This is a genomic window from Tateyamaria sp. GN1-10, assembly GCF_055693845.1.
This window is the reverse complement of sequence record NZ_JBVFUR010000002.1, coordinates 85,252-111,476: the sequence shown is the minus strand read 5'-3', so window position 1 is coordinate 111,476 and position 26,225 is coordinate 85,252. Positions and strand designations below refer to the sequence as shown.

The 26,225-nt window shown below is 61.8% G+C and carries 23 protein-coding genes and 3 pseudogenes; 16 read left to right on the top strand and 10 right to left on the bottom strand.

What is annotated here, in order from left to right; translation table 11 throughout:
* Positions 1-50 precede the first annotated feature (50 nt).
* Entirely contained in the window at positions 51-1,058 is a 1,008-nt protein-coding gene (gene bchI / locus ACZ1HN_RS00570; RefSeq protein ID WP_472726035.1) for a magnesium chelatase ATPase subunit I, read from the bottom strand.
* On the bottom strand, positions 1,055-1,768 hold the full coding sequence (gene crtA / locus ACZ1HN_RS00565) for a spheroidene monooxygenase (RefSeq protein WP_472726034.1): 714 nt from the start codon (positions 1,766-1,768) through the stop codon (positions 1,055-1,057). Before crtA ends, bchI begins: the two co-directional genes overlap by 4 nt.
* Positions 1,769-1,875: 107 nt before the next feature.
* Between crtA and crtI the strand changes: the two are divergent.
* The 3 genes and pseudogenes from crtI to tspO all read left to right on the top strand — a co-directional run bounded on the left by crtI (position 1,876) and on the right by tspO (position 4,912).
* Positions 1,876-3,393: pseudogene (crtI, locus tag ACZ1HN_RS00560) on the top strand (phytoene desaturase family protein).
* Entirely contained in the window at positions 3,390-4,424 is a 1,035-nt protein-coding gene (gene crtB / locus ACZ1HN_RS00555; RefSeq protein ID WP_472726033.1) for a 15-cis-phytoene synthase, read from the top strand. Before crtI ends, crtB begins: the two are co-directional and overlap by 4 nt.
* Before the next feature lie 5 nt (positions 4,425-4,429).
* A complete protein-coding gene (tspO, locus tag ACZ1HN_RS00550; protein ID WP_472726032.1) occupies positions 4,430-4,912 on the top strand; it encodes a tryptophan-rich sensory protein TspO in 483 nt (160 codons plus the stop codon).
* A 478-nt stretch (positions 4,913-5,390) separates the two neighbouring features.
* Here tspO and ACZ1HN_RS00545 read toward each other — a convergent pair whose 3' ends face one another.
* The 3 genes and pseudogenes from ACZ1HN_RS00545 to crtD all read right to left on the bottom strand — a co-directional run bounded on the left by ACZ1HN_RS00545 (position 5,391) and on the right by crtD (position 8,365).
* Complete coding sequence (locus tag ACZ1HN_RS00545) at positions 5,391-5,684, bottom strand: MPN domain-containing protein (RefSeq protein ID WP_472726031.1); 294 nt, start codon at positions 5,682-5,684, stop codon at positions 5,391-5,393.
* 274 nt (positions 5,685-5,958) lie between these two features.
* A pseudogene (gene crtC, locus ACZ1HN_RS00540) lies at positions 5,959-6,830 on the bottom strand (carotenoid 1,2-hydratase).
* A complete protein-coding gene (gene crtD, locus ACZ1HN_RS00535) occupies positions 6,827-8,365 on the bottom strand; it encodes a 1-hydroxycarotenoid 3,4-desaturase CrtD (RefSeq protein WP_472726030.1) in 1,539 nt (512 codons plus the stop codon). The pseudogene crtC and the gene crtD overlap by 4 nt, the downstream one beginning before the upstream one ends.
* Before the next feature lie 98 nt (positions 8,366-8,463).
* Here crtD and ACZ1HN_RS00530 point away from each other — a divergent pair, with 98 nt between their 5' ends.
* The 13 genes and pseudogenes from ACZ1HN_RS00530 to dxs all read left to right on the top strand — a co-directional run bounded on the left by ACZ1HN_RS00530 (position 8,464) and on the right by dxs (position 21,811).
* Positions 8,464-9,345, top strand: coding sequence for a polyprenyl synthetase family protein (locus ACZ1HN_RS00530; RefSeq protein ID WP_472726029.1), 882 nt, complete (start codon positions 8,464-8,466; stop codon positions 9,343-9,345).
* A complete protein-coding gene (locus tag ACZ1HN_RS00525) occupies positions 9,342-10,469 on the top strand; it encodes a methyltransferase (RefSeq protein ID WP_472726028.1) in 1,128 nt (375 codons plus the stop codon). The genes ACZ1HN_RS00530 and ACZ1HN_RS00525 overlap by 4 nt, the downstream gene beginning before the upstream one ends.
* A 132-nt stretch (positions 10,470-10,601) precedes the next feature.
* Complete coding sequence (bchC, locus tag ACZ1HN_RS00520) at positions 10,602-11,537, top strand: chlorophyll synthesis pathway protein BchC (RefSeq protein WP_472726027.1); 936 nt, start codon at positions 10,602-10,604, stop codon at positions 11,535-11,537.
* Positions 11,538-11,541: 4 nt separating this feature from the next.
* Positions 11,542-12,542, top strand: a pseudogene (locus ACZ1HN_RS00515) (chlorophyllide a reductase iron protein subunit X).
* Positions 12,539-14,107 carry a chlorophyllide a reductase subunit Y gene (gene bchY / locus ACZ1HN_RS00510; protein WP_472726026.1) on the top strand — a complete coding sequence of 523 codons (1,569 nt, stop codon included), beginning with the start codon at positions 12,539-12,541 and terminating at the stop codon, positions 14,105-14,107. Before ACZ1HN_RS00515 ends, bchY begins: the two are co-directional and overlap by 4 nt.
* A 207-nt stretch (positions 14,108-14,314) precedes the next feature.
* Positions 14,315-15,838, top strand: coding sequence for a chlorophyllide a reductase subunit Z (bchZ, locus tag ACZ1HN_RS00505; protein ID WP_472726025.1), 1,524 nt, complete (start codon positions 14,315-14,317; stop codon positions 15,836-15,838).
* Positions 15,835-16,065 carry a cytochrome PufQ gene (pufQ, locus tag ACZ1HN_RS00500; RefSeq protein ID WP_472726024.1) on the top strand — a complete coding sequence of 77 codons (231 nt, stop codon included), beginning with the start codon at positions 15,835-15,837 and terminating at the stop codon, positions 16,063-16,065. Before bchZ ends, pufQ begins: the two co-directional genes overlap by 4 nt.
* Positions 16,066-16,254: 189 nt before the next feature.
* A complete protein-coding gene (pufB, locus tag ACZ1HN_RS00495; protein ID WP_039688894.1) occupies positions 16,255-16,410 on the top strand; it encodes a light-harvesting antenna LH1, beta subunit in 156 nt (51 codons plus the stop codon).
* A gap of 9 nt (positions 16,411-16,419) precedes the next feature.
* Entirely contained in the window at positions 16,420-16,578 is a 159-nt protein-coding gene (pufA, locus tag ACZ1HN_RS00490) for a light-harvesting antenna LH1, alpha subunit (RefSeq protein WP_189371632.1), read from the top strand.
* Positions 16,579-16,720: 142 nt separating this feature from the next.
* The gene (gene pufL / locus ACZ1HN_RS00485; RefSeq protein ID WP_299555622.1) at positions 16,721-17,584 is read left to right on the top strand and encodes a photosynthetic reaction center subunit L; all 864 of its coding nucleotides are present in this window, start codon (positions 16,721-16,723) and stop codon (positions 17,582-17,584) included.
* A 4-nt stretch (positions 17,585-17,588) separates the two neighbouring features.
* A complete protein-coding gene (gene pufM / locus ACZ1HN_RS00480) occupies positions 17,589-18,581 on the top strand; it encodes a photosynthetic reaction center subunit M (RefSeq protein ID WP_299209956.1) in 993 nt (330 codons plus the stop codon).
* Between the two features lie 2 nt (positions 18,582-18,583).
* Positions 18,584-19,672, top strand: coding sequence for a photosynthetic reaction center cytochrome PufC (gene pufC, locus ACZ1HN_RS00475; RefSeq protein WP_472726023.1), 1,089 nt, complete (start codon positions 18,584-18,586; stop codon positions 19,670-19,672).
* Between the two features lie 207 nt (positions 19,673-19,879).
* On the top strand, positions 19,880-21,811 hold the full coding sequence (dxs, locus tag ACZ1HN_RS00470; protein ID WP_472726022.1) for a 1-deoxy-D-xylulose-5-phosphate synthase: 1,932 nt from the start codon (positions 19,880-19,882) through the stop codon (positions 21,809-21,811).
* A 125-nt stretch (positions 21,812-21,936) separates the two neighbouring features.
* Here the strand turns inward: dxs and ACZ1HN_RS00465 are convergent, their stop codons facing one another.
* From ACZ1HN_RS00465 to ACZ1HN_RS00445, 5 genes are all read right to left on the bottom strand, one after another.
* Positions 21,937-23,289, bottom strand: a complete 1,353-nt coding sequence (locus ACZ1HN_RS00465; protein ID WP_472726021.1) for a tetratricopeptide repeat protein — start codon at positions 23,287-23,289, stop codon at positions 21,937-21,939.
* Positions 23,290-23,299: 10 nt separating this feature from the next.
* Positions 23,300-24,091, bottom strand: a complete 792-nt coding sequence (locus ACZ1HN_RS00460) for an alpha/beta fold hydrolase (protein WP_472726020.1) — start codon at positions 24,089-24,091, stop codon at positions 23,300-23,302.
* Positions 24,078-25,082, bottom strand: a complete 1,005-nt coding sequence (locus tag ACZ1HN_RS00455) for a P1 family peptidase (protein WP_472726019.1) — start codon at positions 25,080-25,082, stop codon at positions 24,078-24,080. The genes ACZ1HN_RS00460 and ACZ1HN_RS00455 overlap by 14 nt, the downstream gene beginning before the upstream one ends.
* A gap of 59 nt (positions 25,083-25,141) precedes the next feature.
* Positions 25,142-25,492, bottom strand: a complete 351-nt coding sequence (locus ACZ1HN_RS00450; RefSeq protein ID WP_472726018.1) for a cupin domain-containing protein — start codon at positions 25,490-25,492, stop codon at positions 25,142-25,144.
* Between the two features lie 401 nt (positions 25,493-25,893).
* On the bottom strand, positions 25,894-26,223 hold the full coding sequence (locus ACZ1HN_RS00445; protein WP_472726017.1) for a hypothetical protein: 330 nt from the start codon (positions 26,221-26,223) through the stop codon (positions 25,894-25,896).
* Positions 26,224-26,225 lie beyond the last annotated feature (2 nt).

Here is a 26,225-nt window from a genome sequence, read left to right as displayed (position 1 = left end):
TGCAAAGACGGCGCGCAATCGTAAGGCGGAGGTGTCCTCCGCCCCGCCCGTCATGCCAGCACGGCGTCGACCGTGCGGGTGACGCGGGTGGTGCTGCCGGCCTCGTCCAGCGGGTCGCGGCGCAGGCGGTGGGACAGGGAAATGGGCGCGATGCGCTTGAGATGGTCGCGGGTGAGCACTTTCTTCTTGTCAAAGGCTGAGAGGGCGCGGGCGGCGCGCAGGAGCGTCAACTCGCCGCGCAACCCGTCGCTGCCGAGTGCGATGCACAGTTCGGCGCAATCATGCAGGATGGCGTCGGGCGTTTCGATCTGGGGCAGCAGCTTGCGGGCGGCGAGGATCTTGCGGCGGATCTTGGCGTCTTCGCGTGCGTAGGTCGCCATGAAGGTGTGGAAATCGCTCTCGAACGCGTCGCGGCGTTTGATGACTTCGATTCTTTGGGCCACGTCATTGGGGCTGCGCACTTCGACCGACAGACCGAAACGGTCGAGCAGTTGGGGCCGCAATTCGCCTTCCTCGGGGTTGCCGGAACCCACCAACACAAAGCGGGCAGGGTGGCGGATGCTGAGCCCCTCACGCTCGACCACGTTTTCGCCGGATTGAGCGACGTCGAGCAAGAGGTCAACGATGTGGTCTTCGAGCAGGTTGACCTCGTCAATGTAGAGGTAACCGCGGTTGGCACGGGCCAGCAGGCCGGGTTCAAAGGCTTTTTCGCCCCGTGTGAGGGCACGTTCGATGTCGAGTGCGCCGACCACGCGGTCCTCGGTTGCGCCGAGGGGCAGGTCGATGACCGGAGTAGGGATCTTACGGGTTCTTTTTGTCTCTACATTGGCCCAATCGGGGCAGTCTGCGTGCGTTTCAGCGTTGATCGGGCACCCCTGCACTGCGGTGATCGGGGGCAAGAGGGCGGCGAGGGCGCGCACGGCGGTCGATTTGCCTGTGCCCCGGTCGCCAAACACCAGAACGCCGCCGATACCGGGGTCGATGGCCGTGAGGATCATGGCCCGTTTCATGTCGTCCTGGCCGACAATGGCGGAGAAGGGAAAGGGCGTTTTCGTCATGCTGCGGTCAGGTCCAGTTGGGCGAGCGGGCTGGTGCCGCCCCATGTGCCGCTGTCGCCAAGGATGGCGAAACGGGCGTAAAGCTCTTCACGAAACCATGCGCCATCGCGGACGGCCCGGATTGCTTCGGCGTGGGGGCCGTTTGTGCGGGCGAATTGGGCCATTTCCTGCGGCCCGGGCCAGATGGAGAACGTGACCTGGTGGAGCATGGGGACTTCGCCAATCCCGATCTTGAACACCACGTTGGGGTCGCTGCCGATCATGGCCGAGATGTCAGGGACGCGGCCCCAGAATTTGGTAAGGATACCGGGTTTGATCGTGGCGCGTGTGAGGGCGGCCAGTGGCCCGGTTTTAGGCTCTGATACAGGAGAAAATGGCATTCGGCCGCTCCATGCGCCGCGGGCGGAGGTGGGGGCCAGAAAGACGGTCCAATCTTCGGAGGCACGGGCGCGGTAGCGTTGGAAAATGCGGGTATGTGCCACGCGTTGGCGCGCCGTGTCTTCGTCCGGCCAGGTGCAGAGGATGGCATAGACGGCGGTGTTGGGCACAGGCGTGAACCCTTCGCCCGTGCCGGAGCCGCAGAGTTTCCAGAACCCGAGATCGGGGACGCGCGACATGGCCAGACGTGCGCCGCCCATCATGGTCAGCGCCCATGCCCGGTCGCGCCACCGCGGAAAACGGAAGAAGGATATGGTTGTTGTCTGGTCCATCAATTCGCACTGGCAGCGTGCCCATTGGCACATGATTTAGCCTATCGGTGGAAAAGAAATTGTCAACTAAACTAGACACTCGTATTGTTTTGGAGAGATGACACGCCTTGATCCCATCAGAATCGAAGACCCGTGCGGGCAACCGCGCCATCGTCATTGGTGCGGGCTTGGGTGGGTTGGCTGCCGCCATGCGCCTTGGGGCCAAGGGCTATGCCGTTACTGTCGTTGACAAGCTGGATGTGCCGGGGGGCCGGGGCTCGGCCATTTGGCAGGACGGGCATCGCTTTGATCTGGGGCCGACTATTGTGACCGTGCCGCAGCTTTATCGCGAGTTGTGGGCAGCGTGTGGCCGTCGGTTTGATGATGATGTGGATCTGCGGTCTTTGGACCCGTTCTATGAGATCCGCTGGCCGGATGGCACCAAGTTCGTGGCCCAGCATGACACCGATGCCATGCGGGAAGAGGTAGCCAAGATCGAGCCGCGTGATGTGGCTGGTTTTGACGCCTTTTTGCGCGACAGTGCCAAGCGGTACTGGTTTGGCTTCGAGGATCTGGGCCGGCGGTCCATGCACCAGCTTTGGGAGTTGGTGAAGGTGTTGCCGACCTTCGGGATGTTGCGGGCTGATCGCTCTGTCTATGCCCATGCGGCGCGCCGGTTCCGCAATGAAAAGCTGCGCATGGCGTTTTCCTTTCACCCGCTCTTTATCGGGGGCGATCCGACCCATGTGACCAGCATGTATATTCTGGTCAGCTACCTCGAGAAGGAATTTGGCGTGCATTACGCCATGGGTGGGGTTGGCCGGGATGGCCCGGAAGATGGCCGATGTGATCGAGGATCAGGGCGGTACGCTGCTGATGGACACTGTGGTTGACGAGATTGTCGTCGATGACGGGCGTGTGCGGGCGTGCGGTTGGAGTCGGGGCTGGAGCTGGGTGCCGATGTGGTCGTGTCCAATGCCGATGCCGGTCACACCTATGATCGGTTGATGCGGCAGGTGCCGAAGAAGCGGTGGACGCCCGCCAAGTTGAAGCGCACGCGCTATTCGATGAGCCTGTTTGTCTGGTATTTCGGGACCAAGGGCACGCGGGGGCAGTGGGGTGATGTGGGTCATCACACGATACTGAATGGTCCGCGCTATACTGGCTTGCTGAAGGATATTTTTATCAAGGGCAAACTGTCGGACGACATGAGCCTCTATGTGCATCGTCCGTCTGTTACCGATCCATCTGTTGCACCCGAGGGGGATGATACGTTTTACGTTCTTAGCCCTGTGCCACATCTGGGTCATGGCGGTGTGGATTGGGCGACGGAGGCGGAGGCCTACAAGGCCAAGGTGTTGGCCGTGCTCGAAGATCAGCTTTTGCCTGGATTAGGGTCGAAGATCAGCACTGAACAGGTGTTCACGCCCGAGACCTTCCGCGATCGGTATCTGTCGCCTCATGGCGCGGGTTTTTCGATTGAGCCGCGGATTCTGCAGTCGGCCTGGTTCCGGCCTCACAATGTGAGTGAAGAGGCTGAGGGCCTGTATCTGGTGGGGGCGGGGACCCATCCCGGCGCTGGCGTACCGGGGGTGATTTCAACAGCGGAGGTTCTGGCGCAATTGGTGCCGGATGCGGTGACATGATCGATCCGCGTGACCTTGAGGCTTGTACCGAGGCGATCCGCCATGGGTCGTTGTCGTTTCATGCCGCATCGAAGCTGTTGCCCAAGCGGGTGCGCGACCCGGCGCTGGCGCTTTATGCGTTCTGCCGGTTGGCGGATGACGAGGTGGACCTGAAGGCCGAGAAGGTGGAGGCGGTGCTGCGGCTGCGGGACCGGCTGGATCTGGTTTACGCCGGGACACCGAAGGATGCGGCGCCGGATCGGGCCTTTGCCGCTGTTGTGGAGCAGTTCGAGATGCCGCGTGCCTTGCCGGATGCGCTGCTTGAGGGGCTGGCATGGGATGCGGATGCGCGGACCTACGCGACGCTCTCGGGGGTCAAGGATTACTCGGCCCGGGTGGCGTCTGCGGTGGGCGCGATGATGTGCGTGCTGATGGGTGCGCGCGATGCGGATGCGCTGGCGCGGGCCTGTGATCTGGGCGTGGCCATGCAGCTGACGAATATTGCCCGCGACGTGGGCGAAGACGCGCTGGAGCACCGTTTGTACCTGCCGACAGAGTGGCTGGAGGAGGCGGGAATGACGCCCGAGGGCTTCTTTGCCGACCCGCGCCCGACCAAGGCGGTGCGGGCGATGGTCAAGCGGTTGGTGATGGAGGCGAACAGGCTCTATTACAGGTCAGAAGCGGGGATTGCCGCGCTGCCGCGCGGGTGCCGTCCGGGGATTTATGCGGCGCGGTTCATCTATGCGGGCATCGGTGGGCGGCTGACGGGGATGGGGTATGACAGCATCTCGGCCCGGGCGCGGACATCGAAGGCGCAGAAGCTGGGATGGCTGGCGCAATCGGTCGGGCTGAGTGGGGCCAGCATGGTCATGCCGCAATCGGCCGTCCTTTATGCCAAGCCGCTACCAGAGGTGCAGTTTCTGGTCGATGCTGCCGCCACCGGGGCGCGGCCCAGCCGCAGTGACAGCCTGTTCGAAGCGCTGGCCGCGCTGGAAGCCAAGCGACAGGCGGATCGGGCAAGCTTGATCGGGACCCGCGCACGGGTTACGTGACCCTCATGTTCTGGCTTTTATTCTGCATCTTCTTCGCCGCCTGCCTTGGCGCGGGCGTAACCGGTGGGTTGTTCCCGCCGGGCCCATGGTATCGGTCGCTGAACAAGCCCAGTTGGACACCGCCCGACTGGGTGTTTCCGGTGACGTGGATGGTGCTTTATGTCTGCATGGCCGTAGCAGGTGCGCGCGCGGCAATGGCCGAGGGCAACGGGATTGCCATGGCGTTCTGGGCGATGCAGATCGCGTTCAACGGGCTGTGGACGCCGGTGTTTTTTGGGTTGCGCAATATCCGTTTGGGCATGGCGATTATCGGGGTGCTGTGGGTGACCGTGCTGAGCGCGATGCTGGCCCTGTGGCAGGTCGATACGCTCGCGGGGGTGCTGTTTGTGCCGTATCTGGTTTGGGTCACGATTGCGGCGGGATTGAACGCCGAAGTGTGGCGGTTGAACCGGGATGAGGCGGCTAAGGGGTCGGTTCAGTCGAGTTGATTCCGGGTGCGCGGTGAATGCGCACCCTACGATCCTTGACCTGAGTATGTTGGCACATCATCGTGATTTTGAAGACGTATTCATTGAAGGTCACCAGATGCAATTGAAACACGCCTGCGCAGCGATTTTACTCCCCCTTGTCCTGGCGGGGTGCGATGACCCCAGATACACGCCGCCTGAAGAATCTGGACTGGTGGGCGTTCGCCCCTATCCAAATCCCGATGACATATGCGTCGTTGCCGGAGAAAGTGCTGCAACGCAGGAGTTTCTGGATGACAGTTCGCTGCTCATCGGTTGCCCAAACCATGAAACGGGCGCGATCAGTGACAGGGTCGTGGAAGGCGCGAGTGTGGTGGGACAGGCCGGGGCCTGGACCCTTCTTTCTGTACCGAATTGAAGCGCGAAAGCTGATAGTACAGGTTGGATGAGTGTGCCGTTTGGTTTGCGTCCGTTTTGCGGGACGAAGCGGACTTCGAGATTAGTCATCTTCCGCTTCGAAAAGCCAACTTCGATCAAAATCAAAGGACTTCAACAAATCCCATTTGTAACGAGAAATCCGCCACAATCGAAACTCATCACCGATTAGATCATAGATAATTGCATGGCCGTCTCGAGGGCCGCCAGTGATGTCACCATTTGACGGGTCGGCTTCTGAAATAGGATGGCTATGAAATGAACCCCATATTCCTGATGCTCTCGCCGCTGCTTCCCGTAAGTCCTTATTCGCCAGCAAGAAACCACCAGGTTGGGTAGTTCTGTTATGCTTACGCATGAAATTTAAATAACCACGGCTCTCAAAGAAAATCCCGCAGATTTCTTTGAGACCGTCATTCGATGCAACGCGCGACGCATTCCGTATGTAAGCGTGTTGCCTGTCAGAAATCTTCCATCGCCGGAAACAGTCGGGTGGCGCGCTTCTGTACAATCGGAACTCCTAAATCAATGGCGTTCAGAACTCATAGCCCCAGATGGGATGGTGGTCAAAATGGGCTCTTACCTGCCATTCATCCAACTCCCATGCACGGCAGGCGGACGTTGAAGATGGATCAGGAGAAGGTCCATTTGCTGCGTCTGGGGACCCGGACTGCAAGCATCGGTTTGATCAGGGGCGAGCGGAAGCGGGTGAGGTCGAGGGCTTCGTGCACGCCTGTGGTGCGTTCGCCGTTGAGTGTCGTTTCCACGGCCGAGCGGGAGTAGAACGGCGCGTCGAGCATGTTTTGCACTTGGCGGGCTTTGGCGCCCGCGTCTCCGCGCGTTTCGCGTTTGACCGCCCAGAGCGAGCGGCGGATGGGGGCTTTGGGCGGGAGCGGGATGCTGGCGGCTTTGCCCGTTTCGTCGAAGTGGAAGCCTGCGGCGAGTTCCGAGCCGTCGAGCCTTGTGGCGTCGTAGAAGCAGGTGGCGCCGTCCCCGGTCGGGTAGCGGCCCCAGGTCCAGTACGAGAAGTCTTCTTCCAGAGCGCGGGTGCCGAAATTGGCATCGAAGTAGCCTTCGCCCGACCATTGCCAGCCGGGGCGGTCGATGTCGACTTCGATGCGGCTGCGGGGGGCGAAGGGGCGCCAGATATGGGCGTTGTCATTTGTGAGGGGGAGTTCGACATTGGTGAGCGCCGAGGGGATGACCCGGATTTGGCCCTTGATCCGCGAGATCAGCGGGGAGATGAGATTTCGTCGATGTCGATGATCAGTGTGTTGTCTTCCCAGCGCATCATGGAGGGGCCAACCTCGAACCTTGAGGCCGTTTGCCGGAGCGCGGAAGTGCCCCGGTCTGTCATCGTGAACCGGCCGCCTTTGCCATAGGTGGCCACGTTGATGCAGACGTGGTTTTGCGGGTTCTTGCGACCTGACCAGCGGTACCAGGGCGAAAAGACCGAGCCAATGAAGCCGATGACAGACACCGCGCGGGTGCCGCAATCGCTCAGGCCGTCGACATACCACCACGCATAGCCGTTCGGCCCGACCTCGACTTTGAAGTTTGGTCGCTCAAGATCGCCGCGACCGCGTGCCGGGCGGAGAGGGTGGCCATGGGCACACCCGCCCCCGGATGCGTCCCGCCCCCTGCCAGGTACAGGTTCGGGATCGGGGTTCGGGCCGTGGGCCGCTGCAGGGCGGCTGTCAGCCCGTGCGGTGTCTGCCCGTAGAGTGCGCCGAGCGTGGCCGGGAACATCCGTCCGAACGCTTGGGGCGTCGTTATCGTTGTCGTATCCGGGGGCGGGCCGAAACGCATCCCGTGCGCCGCCATCTGCTGCGTGATCTGATGAAGCCATGGGGAGAGGTCCTTGTCCGTGTCGTCGCCCGTTGCGGGCGCGTTTGTGATGATCTCGAACCGTTCAAGCTGGGGCGGGTTGCAGTCCTGGCCGCGGTCGAGGGCGCAGATGTAAAAGCTGGGGTTTGCGGGCACGCGCCCGGCCATGAGGTCGCGGAATTCGCTGGTCGCGTCCGCCGCGAAGAAGACGTTGTGGTGTGCGAGGTCTGGTCCGTGCGGTTTGGCGGCGAAGCTGAGCACGCGGGCGGAGAAGCTGCGTTTGGCCTTGGCCGTTTGCGGGGCGATATGCGCTGTGTCGGGTCCGAGTGTGCCGGTGGCTAGCGCCCTTGGGTCGCCCGCATGTACTAGCACGTCACAGGGCAGGCGGGTTCCGTCCAGCAGACGGACCGCAACTGCTTGCCCTTTCCGGACTTCGATCCGGTTGACATGCGCGTTTGTCACTGTGTCGACGCCATTGGTGTCCAATACTTGCAAGAGCGCCTGCGTCAGCTTGTGCATCCCGCCCTTGACAACCCAGACCCCGTTGGCCTCGGCCTGCCAGATCAGGGACAGGATGGCAGGGGCGTGGGTGGGGCTGCCGCCGACATAGGTGGCGTAGCGGCCAAAGAGTTGCCGCAGCCTTGGGTCGCGGAAACTGCGTTTGAGCAGGGTTTTGAGCGTTGAGAGCGGTGCCATGGCCGGGATGAGACGGGGCTGGCGCAGCACGTGTTTGGTGAGCGCTGCGAGTTTGGGTTCGGGCGCTTGCATCATCGGTGCGTCGAATGCCGAGAAGAGCTGGCGCGTGCGTTTGGTGAATTTGAGGAAGTCCGCAACTGCATCGTTGCCGCCAAAGCTGCGGAGCGCGCCGATGTTGCGCTCTTCGTCTGCGTAGAGACTGAGTTGGCTGCCGTCCGGCCAGAAGTGGCGGGCCAGTTCATCTTGTTTGATCAGGGTTACGTGGTCTTCGAGCGATGTGCCCAGTTGCGCAAAGAGGTCGTCGAAGACGTGCCGCATCGTCAGCACGGTGGGGCCTGCGTCGATGGGGCCTGCCTTGGAAGGGACCGCGCGGATTTTGCCACCGACGGCCGCGTGCCGTTCCAGCAGTGTCACCGCAAAGCCCGCCGCCCGCAGCCGGGCCGCGCAGGCAAGGCCGGCGATGCCCGCGCCGATGATCACGGCGCGTTGCGGGGCGGGGGCTATGACATGGGTCATCGGGTGGAATGTTGACTCGTGACAGGCAATGTGTCCAGTATGATTTACACTTTGGTGTACGCTTAAAGTGACATTTATACCGAAAGGGAGCGACGCGCATGGGCCTGAGCACGCGGATCGAGACGGCGATTGCCGAGGCTGTGGGTGTAGGGCAGGGGGCTGGACGGGCGACCCCGCCGAAGCTTGCGAGCGCTTTGCATTATGCGACGGCCCCCGGTGGTGCCCGCATCCGCCCTACCATCCTCATGTCTGTTGCGATGGCCTGTGGTGATGATCGCCCGACCGTGTCGAATGCTGCCGCGTCGGCGCTGGAGATGATCCATTGCGCGTCCCTCGTCCATGATGATCTGCCGTGTTTTGACGATGCGGATATGCGCCGCGGCAAGGCGTCGGTGCATCGTGCCTATTCCGAGCCGTTGGCTGTGCTGGCCGGTGACAGCCTGATCGTACTGGCCTTTGAAACCCTTGCCCGACAGTCGGGGCATGCGCCCGAGCGGGTGGCGCAGTTGATCATGACCCTTGCACAGCGGACCGGCATGCCCGGCGGTATCTGTGCGGGGCAGGGATGGGAGAGCGAGGATCAGGTGGATCTGAAGGCCTACCATCAGGCCAAGACCGGGGCGCTGTTCATTGCGGCCACGCAGATGGGTGCCATTGCGGCAGGGCAGGATGCGGAGCAGTGGTTCGAGCTGGGCGACCGGATTGGCGAGGCGTTCCAGGTGGCTGATGACTTGCGCGATGCACTGTATGACGAGGCGACACTGGGCAAGCCTGCGGGTCAGGACGATCTGCATGGGCGACCGAATGCGGTGGCCTCATTTGGCGTGCAGGGGGCGATCAGCCGCCTCAAGGATATTCTGGGTGGGGCGATCGCCTCGATCCCGAGTTGCCCGGGCGAGGCGCAGCTGGCCGAGATGGTGCGGATGTATGCGGAGCGGCTGACGCCTGTTGTGTCTCCATCCCGCGTGCCGGGCGAATGACAAGCGACGCGCATGACCTGCCGGGATGGCCCAAGTATAGGGTCAGTGGCTGGGTGAACCGGCTGGTCGCGCGACCCGGGTTTCAAAGTTGGGCGAGCAAGTTTCCACTCACACGATCGCGGGCGCGCGCCGATGGCGCGGCGCTGTTTGATGTGGTGCAGGGGTTTGTGCAAAGCCAGGTTTTGATGGCTTTGGTGGAGCTGGACCTGTTCCGGCGGTTGCGCGCTGGCCCTCAGAGCGCCGAGGCGTTGGGCCGCGCCTGTGATGTGCCTGAGGATCGGATGCTTGTCCTGTTGCAGGCCGGTGCCGCGCTGGGGCTGCTCAAACGTAAGAAGGATCATTTTGCGCTGGCGCGCAAGGGGGCGGCCCTGATGGGCGTACCGGGGTTGGAGGCGATGATCCGGCATCACAAAGCATTCTATGATGATTTGCGTGATCCGGTGGCGTTGCTGCGCAAGCCGGATGAGACGAAGCTGAGCCAGTTCTGGCCCTATGTCTTTGGCGGTGACGTCGATGCGGGTGACGCGGCGGTCTATTCCGATCTGATGGCGCAGTCTCAGCGGTTGGTGGCCGAGGACACGTTGCGCACCGTGTCGCTGAAAGGTGTGCAGCACCTTCTGGATATCGGCGGCGGCACGGGGGCGTTTCTGGAAGCGGCGGGTCAGATCAACCGGACGATGCAGATGACGCTGTTCGATCTGCCGTCTGTGGTGCCCGATGCGCAGGCGCGGTTTGACGCGGCGGGGATGGCGGACCGGGTGACCGTCGCGCCGGGGTCGTTCCGCGAGGATGCCCTGCCCGAGGGCGCGGATGCGATTTCACTGGTCCGCGTTCTTTATGATCATTCCGATGACACAGTGCGCGCTTTATTGGCCAGGGTGCATGATGCCTTGCCCCCCGGCGGGCAGTTGATCGTGTCCGAGCCGATGGGCGGCGGTGCCCGGCCCGAGCGGGCAGGGGACGTGTATTTCGCATTTTACACGATGGCGATGCAGACGGGACGCGCCCGATCTGCGGAGGAGATCAGTGCGCTTTTGGCCGAGGCGGGCTTTGATCAAGTGCGCTGTCCGACGCCTGCGCGCACCTATGTCACCCGCGTTGTCACGGCGGTGCGTCCAGCCTGATTCACATGAATGTGTCCAATTTAATTGACACAATGAGATGTCCAATTAGAATGACACATAACGACAAAGCGTCGCCCTGAGTCTCTTTCACCGGAATCCAGGCAATTGCGGCGCCCGAACACGGAGACGACCTTGGACACTTCTGCCGTCCTTCTGAAAGGTCCCAAAGACCTTGATGTCGACACGCTGGCGCTGACGGCGCCGGGGGCAGGTGATCTGGTTGTCGAAGTCACACATTCTGGCATTTCGACGGGCACGGAAAAGCTGTTCTGGTCGGGCGATATGCCCCCGTTTCCCGGCATGGGCTATCCACTGGTGCCGGGCTACGAGGCTGCTGGTGAAGTGGTAGAGGCCGGTGTGCTGACCGGGTTCAAACCCGGCGACCGTGTGTTCGTGCCGGGGTCGAATTGTTTCGAAGGCGCCTTTGGCCTGTTTGGTGGGGCGGCGAAAACGCTGGTCACCAACAGCGAGCGTGTGACCCGTATTGATCCCAAGTTGGGGGCAGAGGGCGCATTGCTGGCCTTGGCCGCTACAGCCCGTCACGCAATGGCTGGCATGAACAAGGCCGTGCCGGACCTGATTGTCGGACACGGTGTGCTGGGCCGGTTGCTGGCTCGGTTGACCATCGCCTCGGGCGCGCCTGCGCCAAAGGTGTGGGAGATTGACCCGGCCCGCCGTGCTGGTGCGCAGGGATACGAGGTTCTGCATCCTGATGATGACGAGCGCCGCGACTATCGGTCGATCTATGACGCGTCGGGGCAGGGCAGCCTGTTGAATGATCTGGTTGGTCGCATCGCCAAGGGTGGTGAGATCGTGCTGGCCGGTTTCTATTCCGCGCCTTTGAGTTTCGCCTTTCCACCCGCCTTCATGAAAGAGGCCCGGTTCCGCGTGGCGGCCGAGTGGACCCGCGAAGACTTGGCGGCGACCCGTGCGTTGGTTGAGTGCGGCGCGCTGCGTCTGGATGGATTGATCACACATACGCGCCCCGCTGCTGATGCGCGGGCGGCTTATGAACAGGCCTTCACTGACGGGGCCTGCCTGAAGATGATTTTGGATTGGGAGCACTGAGCCTATGAAAGACGAAGTTCCTAATCTCAAGGATTTCGATCAACGCTTGCGGGACGAGGCCAACGAGGATTTGGCCGACGTGCTGCCCGCTGAGGCGACGAAGGACACGCAGATCATCGCGATCTATGGCAAGGGGGGATTGGCAAGTCCTTCACCCTCGCCAACCTGAGCCACATGATGGCGGAGCAGGGCAAGCGTGTGCTGCTGATCGGCTGCGATCCGAAGTCTGACACCACCAGCCTGTTGTTTGGTGGCAAGGCGTGCCCGACCATCATCGAAACCTCGACCCGCAAGAAACTGGCGGGCGAAGAGGTGAAGATCGGTGACGTGTGTTTCAAGCGTGGCGGTGTGTTTGCCATGGAGCTTGGTGGCCCGGAAGTGGGTCGCGGCTGCGGTGGGCGCGGCATCATTCATGGTTTCGAGTTGCTCGAGAAGCTGGGCTTTCACGATTGGGATTTCGACTACGTCCTTCTGGACTTCCTCGGCGACGTGGTCTGTGGCGGGTTCGGCCTGCCCATCGCGCGGGACATGGCGCAGAAAGTGATCCTGGTCGCGTCGAACGATTTGCAGTCGCTGTATGTGGCCAACAACGTCTGTTCGGCGGTGGAGTATTTCCGAAAGCTGGGCGGCAATGTCGGTGTGGCCGGGCTGGTCATCAACAAGGACGATGGGTCGGGTGAGGCGCAGGCCTTTGCCGAGGCCGTGGATATTCCGGTGCTTGCCTCGATCCCGCAGGATGATGACCTGCGCAAGAAATCCGCGAATTATCAGATTGTCGGCACGGACACGTCACAATGGGGTGCCCTGTTTGCTGCCCTGGGAGAGAACGTGGCCGTCGCACCGCCGGTGCGTCCCGCACCCTTGTCGCAGGATGGGCTGCTTGATCTCTTTGACGGGTCCGAGACGGGGGCGGGCATTGAATTGATCCCGGCCACGGACATGGACATGCGCGGCAAGAATGCAGCGCCGAAAGAGTCCCTTGAAGTGGTGTATGACGACGCATGAGTCCCAAGGTCACATATGACGCCGCCGATACGGTGGAGGTGACCAAGGGCCACCCGCGCGAGGCAGAGATGCCTGCGGTGGAGGCGCCCGTGGATGGTCTGGGCTGTCATTCAGGCTCCGAGATGGAAAAGGCCGCGCGGATGGCGGGCAACTCCGAGATGTTGGACAAGTTCGCCGCTGACTATCCGCAAGGGCCCCATGACAAACCGCAAAGCATGTGCCCGGCATTCGGGTCGTTGCGTGTGGGTCTGCGGATGCGCCGCGTGGCGACTGTGCTGAGCGGCTCGGCCTGCTGTGTCTATGGACTGACATTCGTGTCCCATTTCTACGGGGCGCGGCGGTCTGTAGGGTACGTGCCCTTCAACTCCGAAACGCTGGTGACCGGCAAGCTGTTCGAAGACATTCGCGAGTCTGTCCATGACCTTGCCGACCCTGACAAATACGACGCCATTGTCGTGACGAACCTGTGTGTTCCCACGGCATCTGGCGTGCCGCTGCGGCTGTTGCCGGACGAGATCAATGGGGTTCGGATCGTCGGGATCGACGTGCCCGGGTTTGGGATTCCCACCCATGCCGAGGCCAAGGATGTTCTGGCCGGGGCCATGCTGAACTATGCCCGCGCCGAGGTGGAGGCAGGGCCGGTGGCCGCTCCCGTGGGTGGAAAATCTGATCGCCCGACTGTGGCGCTGCTGGGAGAGATGTTCCCAGCGGATCCCATGATGATTGGACAGATGCTGGCACCCTTGGGTCTGGCTGCGGGGCCTGTGGTGCCGTGTCGTGAGTGGCGGGAGCTTTATGCAGCTCTGGATGCGTCCGTCGTGGCGGCGGTGCATCCGTTCTACACTGCGGCTGTGCGTGAGTTTGAAGCGGCTGGTCGCCCTGTTGTGGGGTCGGCCCCTGTGGGGCGTGATGGTACGGCGGCGTGGCTGAAGGCCATTGGCGAGGCCCATGGCTGTTCGGCTGAGCAGATTGCCGAAGCGCAGAATGCTGTCTTGCCTGCGATTTCCGGCGCGTTGGCCGCGACCCCGATCAAGGGGACAATCACTCTGTCGGGCTATGAAGGGTCCGAATTGCTGGTGGCCCGGTTGCTGATCGAGAGCGGGGCGGAGGTGCCCTATGTCGGCACCGCCTGTCCGCGCACGCCTTGGAATGCGGAGGATCAGGCGTGGCTTGAGGCCAAGGGTGTGAAGGTGAAATTCCGCGCGTCGCTGGAAGATGATTGTGCCGCCATGGAAGCGGTGCAGCCTGATCTGGCCATCGGCACGACGCCCGTGGTGCAGAAGGCGAAAGAGCTGGGCATTCCGGGTCTCTATTTCACCAACCTGATTTCGGCGCGGCCCCTGATGGGTGTGGCCGGGGCCGGGTCGTTGGCTGAAGTGATCAATGCGGCCATCGGGAACAAGGGCCGGATGGAGCATATGAAGGCCTTCTTCGAAGGTGTGGGCGCGGGCGACACCGCGGGTGTTTGGGAAGGTGATCCCAACCTGCGTCCAGATTTCCGGGCGCAGAATGTGAAGAAGCTGGAGCGTCAACAGAAGGCCGCGAAGGCGGCGGAGATGATTTAGTGCGCGGATATGGAACATATGCGCGCACCGGCGCGAGGCAGCGTTTGGCACAAGCCGAACGCGTTCGCGCACCGTTGTATGAAAGCGGATCGGTTGCCACGTTCCGCCCGGCGAGCAACGCCGGGCAGCGCCCGTCCGCCCCCTGGGCGAGCGCTATGCGCCCACCCGCGGACGCGCGATGCCCTCTGCACTAAGCGGAGGTGCCCCATGCTGATCATGGATCACGACAGGGCGGGGGGCTACTGGGGCGCGGTCTATGCGTTCTGTGCCGTGAAGGGCCTGCAATGTGTGATTGATGGCCCGGTGGGCTGCGAGAACCTGCCGGTGACGTCTGTGTTGCATTACACCGACGCGCTGCCGCCGCATGAATTGCCCATCGTGACGACCGGTCTCGGCGAGGAAGAGTTGGGCCGCGATGGCACCGAGGGCGCGATGAAGCGGGCCTGGGGGACATTGGATCCGGCACTTCCAGCCGTTGTTGTGACCGGTTCCATTGCCGAGATGATCGGCGGTGGGGTGACGCCCATGGGCACAAACATTCAGAGATTCCTGCCGCGCACCATTGATGAGGATCAGTGGGAAGCGGCGGATCGGGCGATGACCTGGATCTTTACCGAGTTTGGTATGACCAAGGGTCGGATGCCGCCCGAGAAGAAACGCGAGGAAGGTGCGCGTCCTCGCGTTAATATCCTTGGTCCGATGTATGGCACGTTCAACATGCCATCCGATCTGGCCGAGATCCGTAGGCTGGTCGAAGGGATCGGCTGCGAGGTCAACATGGTGATGCCCTTGGGCGCCCATGTGGCCGACATGCGAAATCTGGTGAATGCGGATGTGAACATCTGCATGTACCGCGAGTTCGGGCGCGGGTTGAGCGAGCTTCTTGCCAAGCCGTATCTACAAGCCCCGATAGGGGTCGAGAGTACCACCAAGTTCCTGCGCGCACTGGGGAATCTGGTGGGCCTCGACCCCGAACCTTTTATCGAGCGCGAAAAGCATTCGACGCTCAAACCTGTGTGGGACCTGTGGCGGTCTGTCACGCAGGATTTCTTTGCCACCGCATCTTTTGCGGTCGTGGCGAACGAGACCTATGCCCGCGGCCTGCGTCTGTTCCTTGAGGACGACATGGGTCTGCCGTGCGCGTTCGCGACGGCCCGCGTTGCGGGCAAGAAGACCAACAATGAGGAAGTGCGCGCCTGGATGGGCCAGAAGCGCCCATTGGTGGTCTTCGGGTCTATCAATGAAAAGATGTATCTGGCGGAGCTGAAGGGTGGGCATGGCCCAAGCCCGGCATTCATTCCTGCGTCTTTTCCCGGCGCTGCCATTCGCCGGGCCACGGGTACCCCATTTATGGGATATGCGGGCGCGACCTACGTCATTCAAGAAGTCTGCAATGGCCTCTTTGACGCACTCTTTCATATTCTGCCCCTGGCCACCGATATGGATGCGGCCGAGGCGACCCCGACGACCCTGCGCCGTGATTTCCCATGGGATGAAGACGCGCAGGCCATGCTGGACCGGATCGTGGCCCAGCACCCCATCCTGACCCGAATTTCCGCGGCAAAGACCCTGCGCGATGCGGCTGAGCAAGCAGCCCTCGCGCAAGGTGCGGACCGGGTTGTGATCGAAACTGTGCGCGCTCTCGATCCCGCTTTGGCGGGGTCGTCCGACATGAAGGATCCGGCCTTGGTCGGGTCGTCAGACAACGTTTCCGAGGGAGGAACAGCATGACTGACATGACATCGAACATGGCGACCGAGGCACCCGCCAGAAAGCGCAACAGCGAGAAGACCGAGTTCATGGTCTATTTCGCGATCATCTTTGTGGCGACACTGCCGCTGGCCTGCCTGACCTGGGCGCTGGCTGCGATCAAGTCGCGCAGCTTTACCGACAAGGGCCCGATGGCCCGGGCCTGGACCCAGGCGCGGATCATCACGCCGATGATCTTCAACGGGTGATCCGCGCTACGAAACATATTTTGACGGGCCCGCTTTCGCGCGAGCTCACCGAACATCTCGGCCTGTGTGCGCCTGCCGAGACACGAGACTGGACGCCTGCCTGCAGGTGGACAGAGCCCGGAGGGGGTGACCCCAAAGGACCCGGCCGCGGGGTGCGCGGCGTCAGCATTGATTTCCGGAGGAATGACTATGGCTGAAAACCTGTCTTTTACAGGTCTTACAGACGAGCAGGCGCAAGAATTGCACGCTGTCTACATGAGCGGGCTCTGGCTTTTCACAGCCGTGGCCGTTGTCGCTCACTTGGCAACGTACATCTGGCGTCCCTGGTTCGCGAACGGTTGGTAAGGACAAGACATGGCAAAGTTCTACAAGATCTGGCTCATTTTTGATCCTCGCCGCGTGTTCGTTGCGCAAGGCGTCTTTCTGTTCCTGCTGGCAGCGATGATTCACCTCGTCCTGCTGAGCACGGAGCACTTCAACTGGTTCGAGCTGGCTGCCCAAGGCGCCCAGTAAGAGCTGGTCCGAAGGGATCATCAAGATCGCTGCGGGCGGGGCAACAGTGCGCCCCCGCCTGCCCGCAGCAAACCCATTCTGACACTACAAAGACGGCTGACGACCCGACCCGGGCCGCGCCGCCAAACGCGGAGATAGAGAGATGGCCTTGCTGTCCTTCGAACGAAAGTATCGCGTCCGCGGAGGGACGCTGATCGGCGGCGATCTGTTCGACTTCTGGGTCGGTCCATTCTACGTGGGCTTTTTCGGGGTCACGACCGCCTTTTTCGCCCTTCTGGGCACTATCCTGATTTTCTGGGGCGCATCCCAACAGGGTACCTTCAATCCATGGCTGATCAACATCGCCCCGCCGGACCTGAGCTATGGTCTGGGCATGGCGCCCCTGCTGGAAGGCGGGCTGTGGCAGATCATCACGATCTGTGCCACTGGCGCGTTCATCAGCTGGGCCCTGCGCGAGGTTGAGATTTGCCGCAAGCTGGGGATGGGATATCACGTTCCCATCGGTTTCAGCTTTGCCATTCTGGCCTACATGACGCTGGTCATCTTCCGCCCCTTCCTGATGGGCGCGTGGGGGCATGGGTTTCCGTACGGGATCTTCAGCCACCTCGATTGGGTGAGCAACACCGGCTACGCCTATCTGCATTTCCACTACAACCCGGCGCATATGCTGGCTGTCACGCTGTTCTTCACGACCACGCTGGCGCTGGCGCTGCACGGCGCGCTGATCCTGTCGGCGGCCAACCCCGAAGAGGGCGAGCTGGCCAAGACACCGGATCACGAGGACACGTTCTTTCGTGACTTCATCGGCTATTCGATCGGCACGCTGGGCATTCACCGTCTGGGCTGGTTGCTGGCCATAAACGCGGTCTTCTTCAGCGCGGTTTGCATCATCATCTCCGGTCCCGTCTGGACGTCCGGCTGGCCCGAGTGGTGGAACTGGTGGCTGAACCTGCCGATCTGGGGCGCTGATCCGCTGCCTGTCTATCAATCCGGCTTTGGAGGGTAAGGATATGTTCAATATCGAATATCAAAACATCTTCACCCAGGTCCAAGTTCAGGGGAACCCGGAATGGGGTATGGACGACAGCGGCGAGATGATGGCCGAGCGGGGCGGAAAGCCCTGGTTCTCGACCCTCGCAGGCTGGATCGGCAATGCGCAGATCGGACCGATCTATCTGGGTTGGACTGGCATGGTGTCGCTGGCAACGGGCCTGATCTGGTTCGTGATGGTCGGCATTAACATGCTGAGCCAGGTTGGGTTCAGCATTCCCGAGTTCATCCGGCAGCTGTTCTGGCTGGCGCTTGAGCCGCCATCGCCGGAATACGGATTGTCCATGCCGCCACTGGATGAGGGCGGCTGGTACATTATCGCCTCGTTCTTCCTGCTGGTGTCGGTGATGACGTGGCTGTTGCGGTCCTACCTGCTGGCGGCTGAGCACAAGATGGGCAAGCACGTGTTCTGGGCCTTTGCGGCTGCGGTGTGGTTGTTTCTTGTCTTGGGTCTGTTCCGTCCGGTCCTGATGGGATCGTGGAGCGAGGCGGTGCCTTATGGCATCTTCCCACACCTTGATTGGACGACCGCATTCTCGATCCGGTACGGCAACCTTTACTACAACCCGTTCCACTGTCTTTCGATCGTGTTCCTTTATGGCTCTGTCCTGCTGTTCTGCATGCATGGTGGTACTATTCTGGCCGTGACCCGCTATGGCGGCGACCGCGAATTGGAGCAGATATATGACCGTGGTACGGCGACCGAGCGGGCGGCCCTGTTCTGGCGCTGGACCATGGGGTTCAACGCCACGATGGAGGGCATTCACCGCTGGGCCTGGTGGTTTGCGGTGCTGACCCCGATCACGGGTGGTATCGGCATCCTGCTGACCGGGACAGTGGTCGACAACTGGTTCATCTGGGCGCAGGAGCACAACTTTGCCCCCGCCTATGACGGTGCATATGGCTACGAAGACTACGGGTCGTACGAAGCCTTCATCGGGAAGGAGGACTGATCATGCTGCCCAAGTGGTTCAATGAATGGAACAAGGCCAATCCGACCAATGTGTTCGGGCCGGCCATCGCCATCGGCATTGTTGGCAGTGCTGTCTTTGTCGCCGCCCTCTTGGTGACATGGGGCAACCCGGTTCAGACCGAGAGTATGCAGACGGGTCCACGCGGCACGGGCATGTCGGTGCCGGAATACAATGTGGCCCGCAAGGCCGAGGATCCGACGGTTGCGGGCTACAGCTCGGCCCCGCCGGTTGTCCCCGGGCCGGGTGCTGCCCGCGCCGGTGATGTCATCGACAATGCCGAGCCGTTGCTGGCCGATCTGACGCCTGAAAACTACGAGCGTGTCGTGAATGCGATGCGGACATGGACGGGCATCAGCGTGCTGTTCGATGGCGAGGAAAACTACCAGACTGTCGTGGCGCGGCGCATGATCCAGATGACCCAGAACCTGAACGAGAACTGGGCGGGCCATGTCAATGTGAACGGGGATGCAGGTGTGAACTGCTATACCTGTCACCGGGGCGAGGCTGTTCCAAGCGACGTCTGGTTCAATGTCACGCCGGTCAATGAGAATGTCGGTGGTTGGGCCGCGGATCAGAACCGTGCCACGTCGATGAGTTCATCGACGTCGCTGCCCTCAACGGCGTTGGAGGTCTATCTGACCGACTATGACAGCCAGGTGAATGTGCATGATCTGGAGAGCCGGGTGGCCGGTGTGCCGGGTCTGGATGATGACATTCATACGATCCAGAAGACCGAGATGACGTTCAGCCTGATGAACTATTTCTCGAACTCTTTGGGTGTGAACTGTGTCTTCTGCCACAACAGCCGCGCGTTCTATGACGGGGCGCAGGTGACGCCGCAGTGGTCGACGGCCCAGCAGGGCCGCCAGATGGTCATCGAGCTGAACCAGGAATACCTGATCCCGCTCAAGGACACGTACCCTGCCGAGCGCCTTGGCCCGATCTATGCCGATGCGCCCAAGGTGGGCTGCCGCACCTGCCACAAGGGGTATCAGAAACCCCTGCAAGGCATGAACATGGTGGCGGATTGGCCTGAACTCGCGTCGACCGAGGCGCCTGTTTACGAGTGATGTGGCGGGGGCGGCGCAACCTGCCCCCGTGACGCCAGGCGCGGGTCGGTGGCTTCCTTGACCCACGCGCGGGATCATCTGGTCCCGGTTCCCTTCCTGTTGGCTACAGGAACCTGGCGTCGTGCTTGAACCCTCAGGCGCGACGCCTTTTTGCCCCAAGGGTCTGCTTGGCAAGGCGGGCGGGGCGAGTTGAAAGGATGTGCGCCCATGACCGAGAACATTGTAAAGACACCCCTGTTGGATACCGTGGCTGGACCCGCTGATCTGAAGCGGCTGAGCGACGATGAGCTGTCCCGTTTGGCCGTCGAGTTGCGCGGGGATGTGATCGATGCCGTCAGCCGGACGGGCGGGCATCTGGGGTCATCGCTGGGCGTGGTTGAATTGACGGTCGGCATTCATGCCGTGTTCGACACCCCGCGGGACAAGTTGATCTGGGATGTGGGCCACCAGTGTTACCCGCACAAGATCCTGACCGGGCGCCGTCATCGTATGGGCAGCTTGCGTCAGAAAGACGGGATCAGTGGGTTCACCAAGCGGGCCGAGAGCGATTTTGATCCCTTTGGGGCGGCCCACTCCTCGACCTCGATTTCTGCTGCGTTGGGCTTCACCGTGGGCCGCGACATGGGCATGCCGACGGGCGATGCGGTGGCTGTCATCGGGGACGGGTCGATTTCGGCGGGCATGGCCTATGAGGCGTTGAACAATGCCGGGCACGAGGGGCGGCGGTTGTTCGTGATCCTGAATGACAATGAGATGTCGATTGCTCCGCCTACGGGTGCGATGAGCACGTATTTGTCGAACCTGTCGCGCAACTCGCCCCTTGCACCTTTGCACGCGATTGCTGAGGGGATGGAGGCCGCGCTGCCCAAGCCCATGCGCGACGGGGCGCGGCGGGCGCGCGAGATGGTGACGGGCGTTGAAAGTCGCGGCACGTTCTTTGAAGAGCTGGGATTTGACTATATCGGCCCGATTGATGGGCATGACATGGGGCAGGTATTGAGCGTGTTGCGTGCGGCGCGCACCCGGGCGACCGGACCGGTGCTGATCCATGCCTGCACGGTCAAGGGCAAGGGCTATGCCCCCGCCGAAGGGTCCGCCGACAAGTATCATGGCGTGTCTAAGTTCGATGTAGAGACAGGCGAACAGTCCAAGGGCAAGAGCAATGCGCCGTCTTATACGTCTGTCTTTGGGGAAACGTTGGCCGATCTGGCGGCGAAGGATCCGTCTATCGTTGCGGTGACGGCGGCGATGCCGTCGGGCACCGGCGTCAACAAGATGGCGGATCGGTTTCCGGGGCGCGTGTTTGACGTCGGCATTGCAGAGCAGCATGGCGTGACCTTTGCCGCCGGGATGGCGGCCAGCGGTTTGAAGCCGTTTTGTGCGATCTATTCGACCTTCCTGCAGCGCGGGTATGACCAGGTGGTGCATGACGTGGCGTTGCAAGGTCTGCCGGTGCGGTTTGCCATTGATCGGGCCGGTCTGGTGGGGGCCGATGGAGCCACCCATGCAGGGTCTTTTGACATTGGCTATCTTGCATCTTTGCCGGGGATCGTGGTGATGGCTGCAGCGGACGAGGCGGAGCTGGTGCATATGGTCACGACGGCCGCCGCCCATGACAGCGGGCCAATTGCATTCCGCTATCCGCGTGGCAACGGGCGTGGCGTAGCGATGCCGGAACACGGCGAGGTTTTGGAGATCGGTAAGGGCCGCATGATCCAGGAGGGGTCGGACGTGGCGCTGTTGTCGCTTGGCACGCATCTGGACGCCTGCGAGCGTGCCGCCGCGCGGCTCGAGGCGGAGGGGTTGTCGGTGTCCATTGCGGATGCGCGCTTTGCCAAACCCCTGGATGTCGAGATGATCCGCGACCTTGCTGCACGTCATGAGCTGCTGGTGACGGTCGAGCAGGGGGCCATGGGTGGTTTTGGCGCGATGGTGCTGCAGGCCATGGCCGCCGAAGGGCTGCTGGATCAGGGCCTGAAGGTGCGCACGATGCATTTGCCCGACCGGTTCATTGATCAGGCCAACCCGGATGAGATGTATGAAGATGCCGGTCTGACGGCGGCGGATATTGTGAACACCGTGCGCGATGCCGTGGGGCGGGCCGAGAGCAATGTGGTTGACCTGATCGCGGGGGAGTAAGGCCCCGCTCATTCGACCTTCAAGCACCGCCTGACTCACTTGCCGGAGGGTCCGAATTCCCTGTTTAAAAAAATCCCCGCCGGAGGCTCCGACGTCAGCTGTTGGAGCCTCCGGCGGGAGTATTTTCAGTCAGAAGAAACACGCGCCCGGGCTGCGGCCGCCTGCTCAGGCAGTCCGGACTTTTCGTAAACCCCTGCCAGCATGGTGTTGAGCGGAATGCCATCGGGATCGAAGGTGCGGCGCATTTCAAGGACTTGTTGCGCCTGTGATGTGCGGCCCGCGCGGATCAGCGCATCGAGGTGGATCTGTTCAAAGAGGTCACGTTGGGCATGGCTGCCGCCGCATTCGGCGAGGCGGGGCAGGGCCTTGCCCAGAAAGCGGATGCAATCGTCGTAATCCTCAGCCGCATGCGCGGCGATGCCGTGCGCGGCCCAAAGGGCCACGTCGCGCCAGACGGGCCAATCGTGTTTTTTCTCATCCTCGGCGCGGGCTTCGATAGCCTTAAGTAGGGTCTCTCCCTCGGGGCGGTGGGTGCGGCCAAGCGCGTAGAGGTATTGCAGGGTGAGGAAGGCGCTGACTGTGTCGGCGCCCCGCTTTGCCACATGGTCAGCCACGTCCTGCCAGCGGTTGCCGACATTGACCCCGGCAAATTCGATCCGGGCGAGCAGCGACACCGCACCGACCTGATCCTGCGAGTAGTCCTTGTTCACGCCCCAGACATGGGTGTCGTAGGCGGCCAGCAAATCGTCGGTGCGCCCGGCGGATATGTAGAACAGCGCCAGATGCCACCAGTTGTGTGTGTGCATGAAGCTGTTGAGGTCGGCCCAATGGTGGGCGACGGATTCCAGAAACGCAGTGCCCTCGGCCACCTGGCCGCGAGTGAGGTAGATATGGGCCAGCGCGTGGTGTGCCCAGGGTTCGCTTTCGTCCAGTATCAGTGCGTGACGTGCGGCGGCTTCGGCGTCATCCAGCAGGTGACATTCCTCGAATCCGAAGGCGCGCATGCCGTGGGCATAGGCGATATCGGCTGCGCCGGGTTGGGCTTTTTCCGCGACGCGCAGCATGGCGGGGAAGTCGCCGATGTTGAACGTGTGGTATTGGCCCAGTTTCAGCATGACCATGTCGCGGGGATAGGCGCTGACCGTGGCTTCGCACAATTCGATGAGTTTAGGGATGTCGCCGGCCACGAACAGGCGGGCGGCTTCGACGGCGGCCTCTTCGCGTGGCGTGAGGCCCTTGGCGGCCAGCGCGTTGTCCAGAAACGGTTTTGCAAGGTCTGGTGCTGCTGGCGCCTCGAGCAGCATGTAGAGGATCGCAGCATAGGCGTTGGCGAGGCCGTTGTCTGGGTCGGCCTTGACCACTTTCAGCACATTCACGGCCTTGGTCTGAAAGCTGATGAAGCCATGTACGAAATCGTCGATCCCTTGGCGGGTTGCGTCATTGGTGCAAGTGATGGGCAGGCCGTAGAGGTCTTGCATGATGTCCCCCTCAGATCGGGTGTTTGGCGGCATAGGCGCACAGCAATTCGGCCACCTGGTCGGGCGCGTCCCAGTGGATGGAGTGTCCGGCCCCTTCGAGGATGTGGTGGGGCAGATGGCTGAGCACGGCGAGGATGTGATCGGGCGGCACGATTAGGTCAAGCGCGCCGATGAGTATCTGTGTGGGGCAGTTTGGGCTGGCGAGTGCTGTTCCATCGAAGCCGCGCAGGGCGGTCAGTTGGTGTTCCATGGCATCGGCAGACTGGGCGTGCGGGTAGGCGAGGCTGTCGGCGACCGCCTGATCCACCGCTTTGGGATCGTTGTAGACGCGCGGATTGAAGAGCCACGGGAACAGTGCGCGCAGCCATGTATCTTCGGGTGCCGAGCTGCGCCGGATTGCGATGAGGTTTGCGAACAGCGCCGTGTTGCGCGGCAGGCGTACGGGGGCGGAAGCTGCAATATGGTTCGAGGCCATTCGGTCGGGTACTTCCTGTGCCATGTGCAGGGCAATGATCCCGCCCATTGAATGTCCAATCGTGTGATACCGGTCGAAGCCCAGATGACCCATCAGCGCCAGTGCGTCCTTGCACATCAGGTCGATGCTGACCGGTGCGTTCCAAGGGGTTGTTTGCCCTGTCGTCCGGTTGTCGGGCGTGATGCAGGTGAAGTGGTTTTGCAGGAGCGGCACCAGGGGCATCCAGCTCGCATGGTCCGACATGAAGCCCGCCAGCATCAACAGCGGTGGTCCACTGCCCGTCACCTTGTAGTGCAGGGCGATGTCGTCACGCTCAAATGTCGGCATTGAGCTGTCCCCATGTCGGCAGCAGGTCGCCCGGCGCAGGTGTTGCGGCATAGACCCCGCGAGCAATGGCGCGGCTGAGGCACAATGCAGCGGCGTGGCCGATCAGCGCCAAATCCCGTGGTGTTGTCATGGGCCTCGCGCTGGTCGAGACGCTGAACACGAGGTCGCCGTCACTGGGACTGTGCGCCGGGACGCAGGCGCGCGCGATGCCATCATGTGCGGCGGTGGCAATCCGTTGGCATTGCGCCTTGTCGAGCGTGGCGTCGGTCGCAACGATTGCGATGGTGGTGTTGGCCCGTTCCAGCATTGCCGTCAGTTTGCGGCTGACATGGGTGCGTCCGAGCCCCGCGTGTGCGTCGGGGCCAAGGCCGCCGAACTCACCATCGATCTCGAATGGCGCGGCCCAGAAATGCTTGTCGCCCGGCGTCGTCACACTGCCCATGGGGTTGGCCGCGACGAGCGCGCCGACCGTGATCCCGCTGTCGAGGGTAAGCGACGCGGTGCCGAGGCCGCCTTTCATCATGGCGGTCATGGCGCCCGTGCCAGCGCCGATTGTGCCGATGGGTGTGCTGTCTGTTGCCGCCTCAAACGCGGCCCGTCCGAGCGCGGGGTAGGGCGTGTCGGTCCATGTCTGATCGCCTCCGGACAACAGGTCGAAGATGATCGCCCCCGGCACAAGCGGGATGATCGTGTTGCCCACCCGGTAGCCGCGCCCCGTGGCCCGCAGTCCCTCGACCACGCCGGAACAGGCGTCGAGGCCGTAGGCGCTACCACCTGACAACACCAAAGCATCTACTTGCGCCACGGATTTGTCTGGCGCCAACAGGTCTGTTTCGCGTGTGCCCGGCGCGCCGCCCTGGACTGAAACCGAGGCCGTGAAAGGTGTGTCTGCCGTCAGCACTGTGACGCCGGATTTAAGCCTGTCGTCTTGCGCGTGGCCGACCTTGAGCCCTTCGATGTCCGTAATTGCGTTTTGCGGTCCTGGGGTCATTTTGAATTCGTGCCTCCGGCGGGGATTTTTTGAAACAGGGAAGGAGTGACCCGTTCGCTTTAGATGCGAGGCTTTGGTGCCGCTGTGGCTGGATCGCCGGTGTTGGGCACACCTTTGGGTTCGATCAGCAGGACCTTGCATTCTTGGTCCGCGCGGGGGCGGTGGGTGACGCCTTTGGGCACGATGAACAACTCGCCTGCTTTGACGGGATGGCTTTGATCTTCGATGTCCATCACCATTTCGCCATCAAGTACGAGAAAGAAATCGTCGGTATCTTCATGCAGGTGGAACGGGAACTCGCCCTGGAACTTGACCACCATGACGTCGTTGTCGTTGTAGTCGGCGATGACGTGCGGGTCCCAATGGGTGTTGAATTGGGCCAGCTTGGCGTTGAGATTGATTGGATTCATCGGTGGCTCCTGTCTTGGGCACATCATGCCCGAACGTGGGCCACCCACAAGAGGGGTTTGGGCAGTGATGGGGTTCAGTGGCCTACTGTTCGTTTTGCAGGACAAACCTGCCTCTAGCCACAGCGCAGCATTTAGCTCGGACAAAGAGCGTGAAGCGCAGGAAGCGAACTTTGCAAAGTTACAAAGTTGTGACGGGTTTCAAGAGTGGGTCGGCTCATTGCCGACATCCGACCCAGTCCCTCGATGCTGCGGTTGCAGCCCGCATTGCCGACATTCGCCGCAAAAGCAAAAACTGATGCGAGTCGAACTCACACAACGCGGGACGAAGTGAGCTTTCTCTGCGGATGCGTAATAGGCGGCTTTTGGTTGGGGGGCAGAAACGTATGTGTTTTAGGTCAAGTCTATGGTTGCTCTGCCCAGACCTTGTAATCGAACAGCGCCCCGTCTTCTTTGGCATACTGAACCTGTCTGCGAACGTAAGCAGCAGAACGGGCGGCGTCGAAATGATGCATCCAATGCTCATCATCACCGCGAAATGGTTGGGGTGAAACCTCGTAACCATGGTTGGGGCGTACTGTTCCACCTTCCGCCCGTGCGACTTCCATGCGAGAAACGCCAAAGCCACGTGTTGCAAGGTATTCGTTAAACTCTAGAAGTTCAGCTTCCGAAATCCATTCGGTGCCACCCCCAGTTTGCGCCTGGACAATGAGATCTTCAAATCGCTTATTCATGT

What these genes read in the sequence shown, in the direction of transcription:
- bchI (WP_472726035.1), bottom strand. Translation starts at nt 1,058, where the DNA reads ATGACGAAAACGCCCTTTCCCTTCTCCGCCATTGTCGGCCAGGACGAC.
- crtA (WP_472726034.1), bottom strand. Translation starts at nt 1,768, where the DNA reads ATGGACCAGACAACAACCATATCCTTCTTCCGTTTTCCGCGGTGGCGC.
- crtB (WP_472726033.1), top strand. Translation starts at nt 3,390, where the DNA reads ATGATCGATCCGCGTGACCTTGAGGCTTGTACCGAGGCGATCCGCCAT.
- tspO (WP_472726032.1), top strand. Translation starts at nt 4,430, where the DNA reads ATGTTCTGGCTTTTATTCTGCATCTTCTTCGCCGCCTGCCTTGGCGCG.
- ACZ1HN_RS00545 (WP_472726031.1), bottom strand. Translation starts at nt 5,684, where the DNA reads ATGCGTAAGCATAACAGAACTACCCAACCTGGTGGTTTCTTGCTGGCG.
- crtD (WP_472726030.1), bottom strand. Translation starts at nt 8,365, where the DNA reads ATGACCCATGTCATAGCCCCCGCCCCGCAACGCGCCGTGATCATCGGC.
- ACZ1HN_RS00530 (WP_472726029.1), top strand. Translation starts at nt 8,464, where the DNA reads ATGGGCCTGAGCACGCGGATCGAGACGGCGATTGCCGAGGCTGTGGGT.
- ACZ1HN_RS00525 (WP_472726028.1), top strand. Translation starts at nt 9,342, where the DNA reads ATGACAAGCGACGCGCATGACCTGCCGGGATGGCCCAAGTATAGGGTC.
- bchY (WP_472726026.1), top strand. Translation starts at nt 12,539, where the DNA reads ATGAGTCCCAAGGTCACATATGACGCCGCCGATACGGTGGAGGTGACC.
- bchZ (WP_472726025.1), top strand. Translation starts at nt 14,315, where the DNA reads ATGCTGATCATGGATCACGACAGGGCGGGGGGCTACTGGGGCGCGGTC.
- pufQ (WP_472726024.1), top strand. Translation starts at nt 15,835, where the DNA reads ATGACTGACATGACATCGAACATGGCGACCGAGGCACCCGCCAGAAAG.
- pufB (WP_039688894.1), top strand. Translation starts at nt 16,255, where the DNA reads ATGGCTGAAAACCTGTCTTTTACAGGTCTTACAGACGAGCAGGCGCAA.
- pufA (WP_189371632.1), top strand. Translation starts at nt 16,420, where the DNA reads ATGGCAAAGTTCTACAAGATCTGGCTCATTTTTGATCCTCGCCGCGTG.
- pufL (WP_299555622.1), top strand. Translation starts at nt 16,721, where the DNA reads ATGGCCTTGCTGTCCTTCGAACGAAAGTATCGCGTCCGCGGAGGGACG.
- pufM (WP_299209956.1), top strand. Translation starts at nt 17,589, where the DNA reads ATGTTCAATATCGAATATCAAAACATCTTCACCCAGGTCCAAGTTCAG.
- pufC (WP_472726023.1), top strand. Translation starts at nt 18,584, where the DNA reads ATGCTGCCCAAGTGGTTCAATGAATGGAACAAGGCCAATCCGACCAAT.
- dxs (WP_472726022.1), top strand. Translation starts at nt 19,880, where the DNA reads ATGACCGAGAACATTGTAAAGACACCCCTGTTGGATACCGTGGCTGGA.
- ACZ1HN_RS00465 (WP_472726021.1), bottom strand. Translation starts at nt 23,289, where the DNA reads ATGCAAGACCTCTACGGCCTGCCCATCACTTGCACCAATGACGCAACC.
- ACZ1HN_RS00460 (WP_472726020.1), bottom strand. Translation starts at nt 24,091, where the DNA reads ATGCCGACATTTGAGCGTGACGACATCGCCCTGCACTACAAGGTGACG.
- ACZ1HN_RS00455 (WP_472726019.1), bottom strand. Translation starts at nt 25,082, where the DNA reads ATGACCCCAGGACCGCAAAACGCAATTACGGACATCGAAGGGCTCAAG.
- ACZ1HN_RS00450 (WP_472726018.1), bottom strand. Translation starts at nt 25,492, where the DNA reads ATGAATCCAATCAATCTCAACGCCAAGCTGGCCCAATTCAACACCCAT.
- ACZ1HN_RS00445 (WP_472726017.1), bottom strand. Translation starts at nt 26,223, where the DNA reads ATGAATAAGCGATTTGAAGATCTCATTGTCCAGGCGCAAACTGGGGGT.